Annotated in this window: 13 protein-coding genes and 1 pseudogene; 7 read left to right on the top strand and 7 right to left on the bottom strand. The window is 72.4% G+C overall.

Features of this window, described 5'->3' with window-relative positions:
• Positions 1-62: 62 nt before the first annotated feature.
• Entirely contained in the window at positions 63-674 is a 612-nt protein-coding gene (locus tag ACFVIU_RS27760; RefSeq protein ID WP_385845818.1) for a helix-turn-helix domain-containing protein, read from the top strand.
• Entirely contained in the window at positions 671-793 is a 123-nt protein-coding gene (locus ACFVIU_RS27755; RefSeq protein ID WP_385845817.1) for a DUF6126 family protein, read from the top strand. The genes ACFVIU_RS27760 and ACFVIU_RS27755 overlap by 4 nt, the downstream gene beginning before the upstream one ends.
• A 9-nt stretch (positions 794-802) precedes the next feature.
• On the opposite strand, the gene ACFVIU_RS27750 is transcribed toward ACFVIU_RS27755, so the two are convergent.
• Positions 803-1,600, bottom strand: coding sequence for a tyrosine-protein phosphatase (locus ACFVIU_RS27750; RefSeq protein WP_385845816.1), 798 nt, complete (start codon positions 1,598-1,600; stop codon positions 803-805).
• A 169-nt stretch (positions 1,601-1,769) separates the two neighbouring features.
• Here ACFVIU_RS27750 and ACFVIU_RS27745 point away from each other — a divergent pair, with 169 nt between their 5' ends.
• On the top strand, positions 1,770-3,854 hold the full coding sequence (locus ACFVIU_RS27745) for an alpha-galactosidase (protein ID WP_385845815.1): 2,085 nt from the start codon (positions 1,770-1,772) through the stop codon (positions 3,852-3,854).
• A 160-nt stretch (positions 3,855-4,014) separates the two neighbouring features.
• A complete protein-coding gene (locus ACFVIU_RS27740; RefSeq protein ID WP_385845814.1) occupies positions 4,015-4,800 on the top strand; it encodes an SGNH/GDSL hydrolase family protein in 786 nt (261 codons plus the stop codon).
• Between the two features lie 123 nt (positions 4,801-4,923).
• Here the strand turns inward: ACFVIU_RS27740 and ACFVIU_RS27735 are convergent, their stop codons facing one another.
• On the bottom strand, positions 4,924-5,544 hold the full coding sequence (locus ACFVIU_RS27735; RefSeq protein ID WP_385845813.1) for a TetR/AcrR family transcriptional regulator: 621 nt from the start codon (positions 5,542-5,544) through the stop codon (positions 4,924-4,926).
• A 91-nt stretch (positions 5,545-5,635) separates the two neighbouring features.
• The gene (locus tag ACFVIU_RS27730; RefSeq protein ID WP_385845811.1) at positions 5,636-6,814 is read right to left on the bottom strand and encodes a Glu/Leu/Phe/Val dehydrogenase dimerization domain-containing protein; all 1,179 of its coding nucleotides are present in this window, start codon (positions 6,812-6,814) and stop codon (positions 5,636-5,638) included.
• 237 nt (positions 6,815-7,051) lie between these two features.
• On the opposite strand from ACFVIU_RS27730, the gene ACFVIU_RS27725 reads away from it, so the two are divergent.
• Complete coding sequence (locus tag ACFVIU_RS27725; protein ID WP_385845809.1) at positions 7,052-8,236, top strand: MBL fold metallo-hydrolase; 1,185 nt, start codon at positions 7,052-7,054, stop codon at positions 8,234-8,236.
• A gap of 40 nt (positions 8,237-8,276) precedes the next feature.
• On the opposite strand, the gene ACFVIU_RS27720 is transcribed toward ACFVIU_RS27725, so the two are convergent.
• Positions 8,277-9,458 (bottom strand): enolase C-terminal domain-like protein, encoded by a 1,182-nt coding sequence (locus tag ACFVIU_RS27720; protein ID WP_385845808.1) that lies wholly within the window; start codon positions 9,456-9,458, stop codon positions 8,277-8,279.
• Positions 9,459-9,734: 276 nt separating this feature from the next.
• On the opposite strand from ACFVIU_RS27720, the gene ACFVIU_RS27715 reads away from it, so the two are divergent.
• Positions 9,735-10,478, top strand: coding sequence for a TetR family transcriptional regulator (locus ACFVIU_RS27715; RefSeq protein ID WP_385845806.1), 744 nt, complete (start codon positions 9,735-9,737; stop codon positions 10,476-10,478).
• 71 nt (positions 10,479-10,549) lie between these two features.
• On the opposite strand, the gene ACFVIU_RS27710 is transcribed toward ACFVIU_RS27715, so the two are convergent.
• From ACFVIU_RS27710 to ACFVIU_RS27700, 3 genes are read right to left on the bottom strand one after another with little or no spacing between them, the layout of a single operon-like run.
• Positions 10,550-11,950 (bottom strand): hypothetical protein, encoded by a 1,401-nt coding sequence (locus tag ACFVIU_RS27710; RefSeq protein WP_385845805.1) that lies wholly within the window; start codon positions 11,948-11,950, stop codon positions 10,550-10,552.
• A gap of 6 nt (positions 11,951-11,956) precedes the next feature.
• Entirely contained in the window at positions 11,957-12,715 is a 759-nt protein-coding gene (locus ACFVIU_RS27705) for a hypothetical protein (RefSeq protein WP_385845804.1), read from the bottom strand.
• A 24-nt stretch (positions 12,716-12,739) separates the two neighbouring features.
• Entirely contained in the window at positions 12,740-12,985 is a 246-nt protein-coding gene (locus tag ACFVIU_RS27700; protein WP_385845802.1) for an ABC transporter permease, read from the bottom strand.
• A 401-nt stretch (positions 12,986-13,386) separates the two neighbouring features.
• Here ACFVIU_RS27700 and ACFVIU_RS27695 point away from each other — a divergent pair.
• Positions 13,387-14,413, top strand: a pseudogene (locus ACFVIU_RS27695) (ATP-binding protein); the annotation flags it as partial.
• Positions 14,414-14,466: the final 53 nt, after the last annotated feature.

Genomic DNA, 14,466 nt, shown 5'->3' with positions numbered 1-14,466 from the left:
CGGGGGCTTGCCTCTGAGGCAAAAAATTTGTCCCACAGGCAAGCTTCCGGCTCAATGGAGACATGACCGCCCCCGAGCCGGGGACCGGCGGCGAACTGCCCGCCGTGGCCCCCCAGCTGCGTACCCTGCGCCGCCGCGCCGGCCTGACCCTGGAGGCCGCGGCGCAGTCCGCCGGCCTCTCGCCGGCGCATCTGTCCCGGCTGGAGACCGGGCAGCGGCAGCCCTCGCTGCCGATGCTGCTCGCCCTGGCCCGTATCTACGGTACGACCGTCTCCGAGCTGCTCGGCGAGCGGGTCGCCGACCGGGACGCGGTCGTCCGGGCCGCCGAGATGGAGCCCACCCGGGCCGGCGGCTGGACGTACGTCCAGGCCGGGGCGCCCGGCCGGGGCATGCAGGCGCTGCGGGTGCGCGTGCCCTACGGCTCGCAGGGCGACATCGTGCGCGTCCACCCCGGCGAGGAGTGGCTCTACGTCCTCACCGGCCGGCTGCGTCTGCGCCTCGGCGACACCGCGCACCTGCTCGGCCCGGGCGACAGCGCCCACTTCGACTCGCTCACCCCGCACCGCCTCGCCGCCGAGGACCCCGACGGCGTGGAGCTGCTGTTCGTCCACACCCTGTTGCAGAGCCCCACCGCCGCGCTGTGCCTGGGGCCGCTTACCGGAGAGTTGCCATGAGCGACCACGAGACCAGTTTTCCCCGCGCCCTCTGGATCCGGCTGATCATCTACATCGCCCTCGGCCATGTGCTGGCCGCGTTCCTCTACCTGCTGTTCGCCCTGGGCGGCCGGCAGTGAGGGGCTTGGTCAGTCCAGCAGGCGCTCGCGCAGCCGGTCCCGGGTCTGCGGGGTGAGCCGCAGGCCCCGCTCGAGGTAGTCGTCGAAGCCGCCCCAGGTCTCCTCGATGCTCGCGAAGGCCGCTTCCAGGTACTCGGCGCGGGCGTCGAAGAGCGGGCTGAGCAGCTCCATCACCTCGGGGGTGTACGCGGTGTCCGCGCTGCCGCTGCGGCGGACCTTGTAGCGGCGGTGCTTGGCGTTGGACTCCAGGTAGTCGGCGACGATCGCGTCCCGCTCCACGCCCACCGCGAGGAGCGTGACGGCTATGGATATGCCCGCCCGGTCCTTGCCGGCCGCACAGTGCATCAGCGCCGGGACGCTGTCCTCGGCGATCGCGTGCAGCACCCGGGAGTGCTCGGCGGTGCGCTCCCGGACGATCGTGCGGTACGAGGCGATCATCCGGCCCGCCGCCTTGCCGTCGTCCAGGATCGCGCGCAGCTGGGCGAGGTCGCCGTCGCGGACCATCTTCCAGAACTCGGCGCCGTCCGCCGGGTCGCTCAGCGGCAGGTTCACGTTCCGCACGCCGGGCAGCGCGACGTCCGGGCCCTCCAGCTTCTGGTCGGCCGCGTTGCGGAAGTCGAAGATCGTGTGCAGGCCCAGGCCGGCCAGGAAGGCCGCGTCCTCCGATGTCGCGTGCGCCAGGTGCCCGCTGCGGAACAGCACTCCGTGCCGCACCCGCCGTCCGTCCGTGGTCGGCAGCCCGCCCACGTCACGGAAATTGCGCACTCCGGCCAGCTCCGGCTCGGTCGACGGGACCTGCTGCGTCACGGGGGCTCCTCCCGGTCGGTCCCGCCGTCGCGGCTCGTCGGCGGGGCTCAGTCGACGATACGACATCGCTTGACTGGGGCAATGAGTTGTCCACAGGCATTGTCACCAGGGCGATCCCGGCTGATGATGTTCGTGCTTGAGCGGATCTGTTGGCACTTGTGAGGCCTCGATGGTGGACATCGCCGAAGACGGACGTACCTGGCTCCTCTCGGGGCCCACCAGCAGTTACGCCCTGCATCTCACCGAGCGGGACGAGCTGCTGCACCTGCACTGGGGACCGCGGATCGCCCTCCCGGACGCCGAGGCCCTGGCGGTGCGTCCACTGCCCGGCTACCGGCCCTTCGAGTCCCCGCTCGACGGCCGCGAGGAGTACCCCGTCGAGGGCGGCCCCCGCTTCGTCCGGCCCGCCCTGTCCGTGTGCACCGAGCAGCGCCGCGGCACCGAGTGGCGCTTCGTGTCGTACGACACCGGGGGCGAGGGCGGGGCTGAGGAGCTGCGGCTGCGCTTCGACGACGACGGGCTGGCCGTCACCCTGCACTACCGGATGCGCGGCGATGTCGTGGAACGCTGGGTGACCGTGGCGAACGGCGGGCACGCGCGCGTGGAGCTGCTGCGCGCCGACGCGGCGACCTGGACCCTGCCCGACCGCGAGGGCTGGCGGCTGTCCCAGCTGCACGGCCGCTGGGCCGCGGAGTCCCGGCTCACCGCCGCCCCGCTCACCTACGGCGAGAAGGTCATCGGCAGCCGCCGCGGCCACACCGGCCACCAGCACCTGCCCTGGGTCGCGCTCGACACCGACGCCACCGAGGAGCGCGGCGAGGTCTACGGCTGCGCGCTCGGCTGGTCCGGCTCCTGGCGCATCGCGGTCGCCCAACTCCCTGACGCGCGCGTACAGATCACCGGGGGCGCCGGATACGACGACTCGGGCCTGCTGCTCCTGCATCCGGGGGAGTCGTACACCACCCCGGTCTTCGCCGGCCTGTGGAGCGACGGCGGCTTCGGCGGCGCGAGCCGGGCCTGGCACGCCTACCAGCGCGCGTATGTGATCCCGGACGCCGATCGGGACCGGCCGGTGCTGTTCAACTCCTGGGAGGCGACGACCTTCGACATCTCCGAGGAGCAGCAGCTCGCGCTCGCCCGCCGGGCCGCCGCGATCGGGGTCGAGCTGTTCGTCGTCGACGACGGCTGGTTCGGCGCCCGCACCAGCGACCGCGCCGGGCTCGGCGACTGGAGCCCCAACCCCGACCGCTTCCCGCACGGCCTGGCACCGCTGGCCGAGCAGGTGCACGGCCTCGGGATGCAGTTCGGCATCTGGGTCGAGCCGGAGATGGTCAACCCCGACAGCGACCTGTACCGGGCCCACCCGGACTGGGTGCAGTACCAGCCGGGACGGAGACGGACGGAGCTGCGCAACCAGCTCGTGCTCAACCTGGCCCGCGAGGACGTCCAGGAGTACCTGTGGAAGCAGCTCGACACCCTGCTCTCCAGCGCCCGGATCGACTATGTGAAGTGGGACTTCAACCGCTGCTTCACCGACGCCGGCTGGCCCGGCGAGCCGTATCCGCAGCGCCTGTGGGTGGACCACGTCCGCGCCCTGTACGCCCTGCTGGACCGGCTGCGTGCCGCACATCCCGGGGTCGCCTTCGAGTCCTGCTCGGGCGGTGGCGGCCGGATCGACCTGGGGGTGCTGAGCCGCACCGACCAGGTGTGGACCTCCGACAACACCGACCCGCTGGACCGGCTCGCCATCCAGCACGGCTTCAGCCAGATCCATCCGGCGCGGGTCATGGCCGCCTGGGTCACCGACAGCCCGAACACCCAGCTCAACGGCAGGGTCAGCACGCTGCGCTTCCGCTTCGTCAGCGCCATGGCGGGGGTGCTCGGGGTCGGCGGCGACCTCACCGAGTGGACCGAGGAGGAGCTGGCCGAGGCCCGCCGGTGGGTGGAGCTGTACAAGGAGGTCCGGCCCGTCGTCCAGCGCGGCGACCTGTACCGGCTGCGGCCCCCGACGGGCGGCCTGAGTGCGGTCCAGTACGTCCTCGGCGACGAGTCGGTGGTCCTGGCCTGCCTCCAGGCACAGAGCCACGGCGAACCGGTACCGGCCGTACGGCTGCGTGGACTCGACCCGACAGCATCGTACGAATGCCTCGAAACGGGCGAAGTCCATCGCGGGGCGGTCCTGCTGCACCACGGGCTGCATACCGGACTCAAGGGCGACCTGGATGCGACCGTTCTCCGACTGCGCCGCATCTAAGTCCTCAACACGGGTGACACCGGCTCTATTCCCCTGGCGCAAATGATTTAAGAGTGTCTCATCTCACCGCTCGTCAACCCCTCCCTACGGTCGCGTAAGTCACACGCACCGTGAATCATGGTCCGATGTGGCAGACGATTCGAAGAATGACAACAGATCAGTGATCGGGTCGTACGTAGCGGTGGGGGACAGCTTCACCGAGGGCGTCGGCGACCCCGGCCCCGACGGGGCCTTCGTAGGCTGGGCCGACCGGTTCGCGGTGCTGCTCGCCGACCGGCGGCCCGAGGGGGACTTCCAGTACACCAACCTCGCGGTCCGCGGGAAGCTGCTCGACCAGATCGTGGAGGACCAGCTCCCGCAGGCCGTCGAACTCGCCCCGGACCTCGTCTCCTTCTGTGCGGGCGGCAACGACATCATCCGCCCCGGCACCGACCCGGACGAGGTGGCCGAGCGGTTCGAACGCGCCGTGGCCCGACTGGCCGAGGCCGCGGGCACGGTGCTGGTGACGACCGGGTTCGACACCCGGGGCACCCCGGTGCTCAAGCATCTGCGCGGCAAGATCGCCACCTACAACGGGCATGTGCGCGCCATCGCCGACCGGTACGGCTGTCCGGTGCTGGACCTGTGGTCCCTGAAGTCCGTGCAGGACCGCAGGGCCTGGGACAGCGACCGGCTCCATCTCTCGCCCGAGGGGCACACGCGCGTGGCGCTGCGCGCGGGCCAGGCCCTCGGTCTGGAGGTCCCGGCCGACCCGGAGCAGCCCTGGCCGCCGCTGCCGCCCCGGGGCACCCTCGACATCCGCCGCGACGACGTCCACTGGGCCCGCGAGTACCTGGTGCCGTGGATCGGCCGCCGGCTGCGGGGCGAGTCCTCCGGCGACCATGTGACGGCGAAGGGCACCCTGTCCCCGGACGACATCAAGCTGCGGATCGCCGCGGTGGCGTAAGGGCGTGACGACCGTTGTTCCGCCCGGCACCGGATGCGGTGCGGTGCCGGGCGGAACAGGGGTGCGGGCCCGGAGGTCCGAGGTGCCGGGTGCGGCACCCGCAGGTCCTGCGCGGTGACCAGGTCAACGGGTTCGCTGGATCAATGTCTCGCGGTCCAGGCCCAGTTCGCGGGCGAGGGCGTCGTCCGCCCATTCCTGCGCCCGGGTCCGTGGCAGCGCGCCGGGGTACGACGTCAGCTGCACCGCGAGGCCGTCCAGCAGGGCGGTGAGGCGCAGCGCGGTACCGGCCGGGTCGGCGCAGCAGAACTCGCCGGCCGCCACACCTTCCGTGATGACCTCCGTGAGCGCCGCCTTCCACTGCCTGTCCAGGTCCCGGGTGACCTCCCGCAGGGCGGGCTCGCGCAGCGCGACCGCCCAGCCCTCGATCCACAGCCGCCAGCCCTTGGCCTGACCGGTGGGGGCGTACCAGCGCACCGCGGTCCGCAGCCGGCGCAGCGCGGAGGTGCGCCGCCCCAGGAGCTTGCGCAGATGCGCCAGATCGTCCTCGGCGGCGAAGGCGAAGGCGGCGGCGACCAGCTTCTCCTTGGTCGAGAAGTGGTACAGCACCAGCGCGCTGCTCACCCCGAGCGACGCGGCCACGTCGGCGATCCGCACCGCCGCCACGCCCCGCTCCTCGATCTGCCCGACGGCGGCCCGCAGCAGCTCCGCCCGCCGCTCGGCCACGCTCAACCGCACTCTCGCCACGCCGTCACCCTAGTGTGTTGCGTCAGGTGTTCGGATCATCGGCGGCCGTCTTCCGGGGAGTTCGCCGTCCGAGGGCCCGGCCGCCGGTGCGTCACCGGTACCAGCCGAACCGCTCCGCGATCACCGGCAGCCGGTCGGCGGCCAGGGCGTGGGCGGCCGCGCGCGGGGTCGTCCCGTCGGCCTCCGCGCGGTCCAGCGTCAGGCCGACCAGGGTGCGCATCGCCCGTCGGATGTGTGCGAACGCCTCGTCGGCGGCGGGGCCGATGTCGCCGAACAGCGTCCACCACCACCAGGCGTTGGTGGCCGAGTTGACCACCACGTCGGGCAGCACCGTCACCCCGCGCGCGGCCAGCAGCGACTCCGCCTCCGGCAGCACGGGCATGTTGGCGGCCTCCACGACCCAGCGGGCGCGGACCCGCTCCTGGTTCGCGGTGTCGATCGCGTACGACACGGCTGCGGGCACCAGCACCTCCGCGTCCACCGACAGCCAGGCGTCACCGGGCAGTTCGAGGTCGCCGGGGCGCAGCACACCGCGGTCGACGGTGCCGTACGCGTCCCGCGCGGCCAGCAGCGCCGCCACGTCGAGACCGGCCGGGTTGGCGATCGTGCCCTTGATGTCGGCCACGGCCACCACGGTCAGCCCCGCCCGCGCGAGGAACCGCGCCGTGGCCCCGCCCATCGTCCCGAGTCCCTGCACGGCGACCCGGGTGTCCGCGCGGGGCACGTGCGCGCGGTCCAGGGCCGTGAGCACCGACTCGGCGACGCCGCAGCCGCCCGCCAGCTCGTCCAGGCCGATGCCGTCCACCTCGACCGCGAAGGCGTCCGCGAGGCGCCTGCGGGCCGCCGCCTCGTCGTCCAGCAGCGGGAACACCGCCTGGACGGAGGAGACCAGCCCCGCCTCGGCCGCCGCGCGGTCCACCAGGTCCTGGCTCAGTCCCAGGTCCTCACCGGTCGCCCAGACACTCTCCAGATACGACCGCATCGCGCGCAGGTAGCGCACCAGCAGCCCGTACGCCCCCGGGTCCCGAGGGTCGCAGTCGATGCCGCCCTTGGCGCCGCCGAGGGGGACGTAGCGGCCCTCGGGGTCGTAGTGCAGGGCCTCCTTCATGGTCATGCCGCGGGCGAGCCCCGTCACCTCCTCCAGCGTGCAGCCCGGGCGCATCCGCAGGCCGCCGCTGGCCACACCGCGCACCACCCGGTCCACGACCAGAAAGCCCCGCCGTCCGGTGACGTGGTCGGTCCAGACGAGCGACAGCAGGGGGCCGGTCATGAGGCTCCTCGATACGGGTGCGGATACGGGTGCGGCGGAAGGCGGTCGGTCCCGGGTGGGCCGCGCTGGGTTGGTACTGAATCGCGGGTCAGTATCCGGAGCCGGTTCCGCACCTGTCAACGCGCTGAACGACGGGTCGGCAGGGTGTGGTGGGGCGGAGCGTGGTCCGGCCGGTGCCCGGGCTGTCGTAGGGGCCGACCATAATGGAGGGCCTCAGCGACTCCACCGGGAGGTACCGTGACCGGACTGCGTTCCCCGAACCCCGGGCTCCGCGGGCTGCGGCCCGAGGCCTTCGGCGCGGAACCGGGTGGTGAGCGCCTGGCACGCATCCGCCGCTCCCCCCACTTCAAGGACGGGGTCTTCCAGAACCCCGGCGGCCCCGCGCGCACCCGGCCCGCGGGCTCCCCGCTGGACCTCGCGAAGGTGTTCTTCGACAAGGAGACCCGCCCGCTGCGCGTCCCGCGCGGCACCGTCCCGGTGCACCCCACCACCTTCGCCGAGCTGGCCCAGCCGCCCGCCACCGGGCTGCGGCTGACCTGGATGGGCCACTCCAGCGTGCTCGCGGAGATCGACGGCCGGCGGGTCCTGTTCGACCCGGTCTGGGGCGAGCGCTGCTCCCCGTTCCCCTTCGCCGGCCCCAAGCGGCTGCACCCCGTGCCGCTGCCGCTGGCCGCGCTCGGCCCGGTCGACGTGGTCGTCATCTCGCACGACCACTACGACCACCTGGACCTGCCCACCATCAGGGCGCTGGCCGGCACCGACACGCTGTTCGCCGTACCGCTCGGCGTCGGTGCCCACCTGGAGCACTGGGGCGTCTCGCCGGACCGGCTGCGCGAACTGGACTGGGAGGAGTCCACCGAGGTCGGCGGTCTCACCCTCACGGCCACCCCGGCCCGCCACTTCTGCGGCCGCGGCCTGCGCAACACCCAGCACACCCTGTGGGCGTCCTGGGTCGTCGCCGGCGCGGAGCACCGGATCTTCCACAGCGGCGACACCGGCTACTTCGACGGCTTCAAGGACATCGGCGCCGCACACGGGCCGTTCGACGCCACGATGATCCAGATCGGCGCGTACAGCGAGTTCTGGCCCGACATCCACATGACCCCCGAGGAGGGCGTGCGCGCCCACCTCGACCTCCAGGGCGGTGTGCCGCACGGCGCGCTCCTGCCCATCCACTGGGGCACCTTCAACCTCGCCCCGCACGCCTGGGCCGAGCCGGGGGAGTGGACGCTGGCCGCCGCCACCGCGGTCGAGCAGCCGGTCGCCCTGCCCGTCCCGGGCCAGCCCTTCGAGCCGTCCGGAGCCCTTCCCACCCGCCCGTGGTGGCGGTCCGCGTCCCTGCCGCTGAACCGCACCTGGCCGGTTCCGGAGATCACCGTGGTGGCGGCGCGCGAAGCCCTCGACCTGGTGGGCGAGGGCTGAGCGCGGACGCGCTGAGGCCGACTCTCCGGTGCGGACCGGCTCAGGTGGTCCGTGTTCCGTACACCCGGTAGCGCTCGGCGTCGGGCCACTTGACCTCCAGGCCGAGGCCGGGCCGGCCGGTGTCGGGGCGCAAGGCGCCGTCGTCGGGTGACAGGGTGCCGTCGAAGAGCAGGCGCTCGACGCGCACATGGTCGTGGAAGTACTCCAGGTGCCGCAGCCGGCGTACGCCGCAGAACGCGTGGGCCGAGACCGCCGGCGCGCAGTGTGCGGACAGGTCCAGATCGTGCCCCGCCGCCAGACCGGCCGTCTCCAGTACGCCGGTGACACCCCCGCAGCGGGTCACGTCGGCCTGGAGGCAGTCCACGGCGGGGCCTTGGACGAGGTTGGTGAAGTCCCGTGTGGTGTAGGCGTATTCGCCCGCCGCGATCTCCAGCCGGCCGGGCCCGTGCTCGCGCAGCATGCGCAGACCGGTGAGGTCCGCGGAGCTGACGGGCTCCTCCAGCCACCGCACGTCCCACTCCTCGTGGAACCGGCGGGCCCAGTACAGGGCCTCCTTGCGGCCCAGTGCCCCGTTGGCGTCGGTGAACAGCTCCGGCCCGTCGCCGATGGCCGTACGGGCCGCGGCCAGACGCTCCGGATCGCGGTCCGGGCGCCGGGAGGTCTTGATCTTGACGCGTGGGATGCCCTGCTCCACCCACCCGGTGAGCTGGTCGGTGAGCCGGTCCAGGGAGTAGTTCGTGAAACCTCCGCTGCCGTACACCGGGACCCGGTCGTGGAACGCCGGCAGCAGCCGGATCAGCGGCAGCTCCAGCAGCCTCGCCTTGAGGTCCCACAGCGCCACGTCGACCGCGGAGACCGCCATGGCGCCGAGGCCGGGGCGTCCCGCGTTGCGGATCTGGCGGCCCATCACCTGCCAGAGCGCGGGCGGCGAACCGGCACCCTGTCCCTTGACGACGTCCGCGAGCTGGGACTCGACGAACGAGGCGATCGACACGTCCCCGTAGGTGTAGCCCAGCCCGGTACGGCCGCCGGCATGCACCCGGACGAGGACCAGGGTGGTGGAGCCCCACTCCAGCGTGCCGTCCTCCTCCATGCCGTCCGGGCCGTCGGTGGGCACCTCGAAGGCGTGCACGTCGACCGCGTCGACACGGCACCCGTCCAGCTGCGCCGCACCGTCGGTGCCGGACCTCGGGGCGGGCCGAAGGGGGTCGGGGAGAGTCATCTGAGCCTCTGCGCTGAGTCGGCTTCGTGAGCACCGTCATGGGTCCCCGGCTTCGTTGGGCTCATGCAGAGATCACTCTGTCGCCCGGACGATTCCCTCCGGTCGGCGGGCAGGACGGCCCCTTCGTGCTCATGCCGGGCCAGATCAGCACCGTCCTGCCCATGACCGGCCAGGTCAGCACCTCCCTGTCCATGGCCGGCCAGATCAGCAGAGGCGCTCTCATCCGGATAAAACGTACAATTACGAAGGACGTGTACGACGTATCCGGAGCACCCCATGGCCCAGCGCGACCTTCCCGAGCGGCGCGGGCGCCTCAGCCGGCCGCTGGTGCTCGGTGCGGCCGTCGCCCTCGTCGACCGAGCCGGGCTCGCGGCCCTGACCATGCGCGCCCTCGCGGCCGACCTCGGCGTGGAGCCCATGGCGCTCTACCGCTACGTCGACGGCAAGGAGGCCCTTCTCGACGGCCTGGTCGAGGCCTTCTTCGAGGAGGTCAACGAACGGCTGCGCACCACGGCGCAGGAGCCGCGCGCCGACGCGAGCGGCGCACCGGCCGAGCCGCCCTGGCACACCGAACTGCGCCGGGTGGTGCGGTCCTTCGCCTGCGTCGTGCACGCCCATCCCGAGATCCTGCCCGTGGTCGCCACCCGGCCGCTCGCCGTGCCCGTGGCCCGGCGCCCGAAGGCATGGCTCCAGCTCACCGAGCACATGCTGGCGGTCCTCGCCCGCGCCGGGTTCGACGACGCCACCGCCCTGAGCGTCTACCGCACCGTCGTGGCCTGGAACCTCGGCTGCCTCCTGGTGGACAAGCGCCAGGTCGTCGACGACCCCGACGAGCCGGACGTCCTGCTGCGCCTCGGCCTGCACCGGCTGCCCGCCGCCGAGTACCCGCGGCTGCGCGCGCTCGTCCCGCGCTTCGCCGACTACGACGACGAGCGGGAGATGATGGCAGGCCTGGACGCCCTCCTTGCCCGCCTCCCCGAGCCCCCGGCGGACACCTTCTACGGCGGCCGGGCCCCCTGAGGGAGCGGCGCGCATACACGGCGGGGCCGGGACCGCCCTACGCGGACGGCCCCGGTCCCGGACGTGGGCTGCTAGGCGGCCCAGTGGTAGAAGAACGGGTCGATGGACGGCGGCACGCGCGTGGCGTTGTCCAGGTCGAGCAGCTGGTGGTGCGCGAAGTCCGCGTGGCGCTGGAACACCACGTCGTCGGCGTCCGGGAAATGGGACATGTCGGGTGTGTTGTTGCCCGAGAAGACCCCGTAGAGGTCCCGGTCGACGGCGAGCAGCCGCATGTAGTCGCCGAGGTACGGCAGGAACTCGGCGACCGGCACGTCCGCCCGCGCCCGGTGGAGCACGAGCGGCTGGACCGCGGTCTGCCAGGCGTTGTGCGTCACCTCCAGGGCGGTCACCCACTGCCCCTGGGTGAACTGCTGGTAGGCCAGCCCGAGCACGGCGTCGGAGGTCACCGCCAGCGCCGGGTTCTTGGCGTCGGTGACCGTGCGCAGATCGTCCGACCAGGTCTGGCCGTGGTCGGTCGAATGGCGCACATGCAGGGTGCAGCCCGGCTGATGGCCCACCCGGTCGCACCAGGCCACCACGACATGGCCGGCGTTCGTGGGGTCCACCGCGATCGACAGATCGCCGCCCAGCCGCTCCTGGCCCATCATCGCGCTGAACCGCTCGGACACCTCCGTCGCCACCCGCTGGCCGATGGCCGAGTCGGTGGCGTCCTTCAGGTTCTGGAACGCGTTCGGCCCGATGCCTCCGCCGTCGTCCCGGGTGACGACGACGTCGAAGACGACGTCCACGATGCCGCCACCGAGGTCCCTCGCCCGCTGCCAGCTCTCGTAGGCGGCGTACGCCGTCCCGCCGGGGTGCAGGGCGAGCCGCACCGGCGGTCCGTCCTGGCCCGCGGTGGGGCGCTGTTCGAGGGTGTCCTCGCGGAACCCGGTGGTCGGCGTGGCCGCCCGGCCGTCCGCGGACAGATCCACGGCAGCGGACTGCGGTCCCCGGCCCAGATCGTTGTTGGTGACGTAGACCCGGTCGCGGGCGGTGCCACCGGCCTGGATGCTGCCGGCCACGACCCACGGCTGGTCCACCTCGTCCCGGGACACCAGCACCTCCATGGGGGCCATGGAGGAGACGTCCGGCGAGCGCAGGATCTGCAAGCGGGTGATGCTCTGGACCGCTGCCGCGCCGTTCAGGATGCCGGCGTACACGACGCCGCCCTTGGTGGCGAAGCCGACCGAGATGTCCCCGGTGCCCAGGTCGGGGGTGCCGCCCGGGACGATGCTCCGCATCACCCAGCTGTTCCCGCCGTCGGTCGACACGAACACGGGGGCGAGCGGTCCGCCCATGGGGTCGGGGGTGAGCGCGGTCGCGACCATCTCGTTGGGGCGCTCGGGGTTGACGGCGAGGCTCGGCTCAGAGTCCTGAGTGCGGTTGCCGCTCAGTGCGGCGGGGGTGATGTCGACGACTTTGAGCGTGGGCATGTCCGTTCACCTCCGGGCTGCCTGCATGGTTTCCAGCCGGTGCACCGGCTGGACGTCGTGCGGGTCGCGGATCTGGAAGGGCGCGACCCGGGCCAGATCGCCCTCGGCGGCGTGCAGGAGGAACATCCCCTCCTGGGAGGCCTTGAGGGCCGGCGCCATGTGCCAGTGGATGTCCCGGCTGTTGGAGTACAGCACCTCGAGCGGGCCCTCGGACACGTCCCCGCGCACCACATGGGTCACGTTGAGGTGTGCGAGCCACCAGTCGGGGTCGTGCTCCGTCACCGGCGTGTCGGCGGTGTGCTCCGCGCCGAGCTGTTCGAGGGCGACCACGACGCCGACCACGACCGCGGCCACCTCCTCGGCGTGGGACACCAGCTTTTTGTTCTGCTGGGTGCGCTCCAGACCGGAGAGGGGCATCGGCTCGCCGGTCGTCGCCGCGCGTTCGACGTGCTGCTGCACCTCGTCGGCGGGCAGTCGGCCGATCTCCTGTACGACGAGTCCCTCGCCGTACACCGCGCTGCCGGTGAAGAACGCGTCCGTCTCGCCGACGGCCGGCGGGTCCCGGTCGTCGGGCAGCCGTACGGTGACCTCGCTGCCGGCGAGCCGTGCGAAGGCGGCCTTGGCGTGCAGCACCTGGGACACCCGGACCACGGCCGTACGCTCGTCGGCCGGGACACTGGCGACCCGGCTCTCGCCGAGGCGGGTGACCGTCCCCACGAAACTCAGATCGCTCTTCTCGAAGAGTTCGGTGAGCGTGTCAGGCATGGCAGCCTCCTTACACCTCAGCCGCTACCGCGGGGAGTGCGCGGTGACCGGGTGGGTGCGGCGCCACTCGATCCGCGCACCGAGGACGCTCACCACGGTGACCAGGGCTGTGACGGCGACGACCAGCCACTCTGCCGCTCCGTCGCCCGCGTCGGGGTCGACGGCGAAGACCGTCTCGATCCACTGCGGCCAGGCGAGCGTGATCAGGAGGAGCAGCCCCGACAGGGCGCCGAGACCGGCCTCCAGCCAGAACCGGGTACGGAAGGCCATGACAGGCCTCCCTTCATAGGGGGAATCTTCATGTACGGGGCATATGTACGAGGCACATATACCTCGTACACAGTGTCCGTTTCTGGCGATGGCCGGGTCAAGGCCAAAGCGAATGCGCTGCGTAACAATCTGCGCTCCCGGATCCCGGCGGGCCGGGCCGCCGAATGCCCGGAAAGCCGGAATCGAAGGCCTGTTCCCCTGATCGGTTCCGACCGGGTCGCATCGATCCCTTTCGGATTCAACTGCCTTGTCCTGGCCGGGTTATCGGTCCTCCGTGCGAGGCTTCATACCAGAGCGGGACCATCCGTGGGGGACTTTGTCAACTGCCCACCGCACATGAGGCCGAGGCGACTACTGTCAGTCGCCGAATGGCAGCCCGACGGACCAGTACGAGGACGCAGATGTCTCACCTCCGAGCACCGGCCACCCGAGCCGACCGCCGCGACGGCGGCCGGCACGGTCGGCCGGTCGCCCGACCCGCCCCCGCACTGCCCGAGACGCACATACGGCCCCAGCTCATGCGGTTCGCCGTGCTGCCACCGCTCGCGGTCGCGCTCAGCGCCACCGCCGCCGTGCTGTTCAGCATCCGCTCCACCGGCGCGCGCACCGGCCCCATGCTCTGGGCCGTGCTCTCCGGAGCCGTCACCGTGACCGTCGCCGGCATCCTGATCGCCGCCGTGGCCGCCGACCGCGCCGCCCGCACGGTCGCCGACCGCGTCGCCGCGCTCCGCCGCACCGCCGCACGCGGCGAGGCCGAGCTGCACGCCCTGGTCGACGCCCTGCGCCAGGGGGAGACCCCGCCCCCGCCTCCGCAGCGCCGCCGGCCGCCCGCGGACGCCGACGACTTCGAGCTGCTCGCCGCCGACCTGGCCCGCGCGTACGACGGCGCCGTCACCGCCGTCGTCCGCGCCGCCCAGCTCTCCAGCCAGACCGGCAGCGAGCAGAAGCTGGAGGTCTTCGTCAACCTCGCGCGGCGGCTTCAGTCCCTCGTACACCGGGAGATCTCGATCCTCGACGACCTCGAGAACGAGATCGAGGACCCCGACCTGCTCAAGGGCCTGTTCCACGTCGACCACCTGGCCACCCGCATCCGGCGGCACGCCGAGAACCTCGCCGTGCTCGGCGGCGCCGTCTCCCGGCGCCAGTGGAGCAACCCGGTGAACATGACCGAGGTCCTGCGCTCCGCCATCGCCGAGGTCGAGCAGTACTCCAGGGTCAAGCTGGTGCCGCCGATCGACGGCGAACTGCGCGGGCACGCCGTCGCCGACGTCATCCATCTGCTCGCCGAACTCATCGAGAACGCCACGGTGTTCTCCGCCCCGCAGACCCAGGTGCTGCTCCGCGCCAACCTCGTCACCTCCGGGCTCGCCGTGGAGGTCGAGGACCGCGGCCTCGGCATGCCGGGGGGGGGGGCGGGCACAAATTAATCCCCGCGCGCCGCCCCCCCCCCCCTGAACAAAACCCACCCGCTGGACGCACGC

The organism is Streptomyces sp. NPDC127190 (genome assembly GCF_042672505.1).
Lineage (GTDB): Bacteria > Actinomycetota > Actinomycetes > Streptomycetales > Streptomycetaceae > Streptomyces.
Note: the sequence above shows the minus strand (reverse complement) of the source record. Positions and strands in the feature narration are given on the sequence as shown.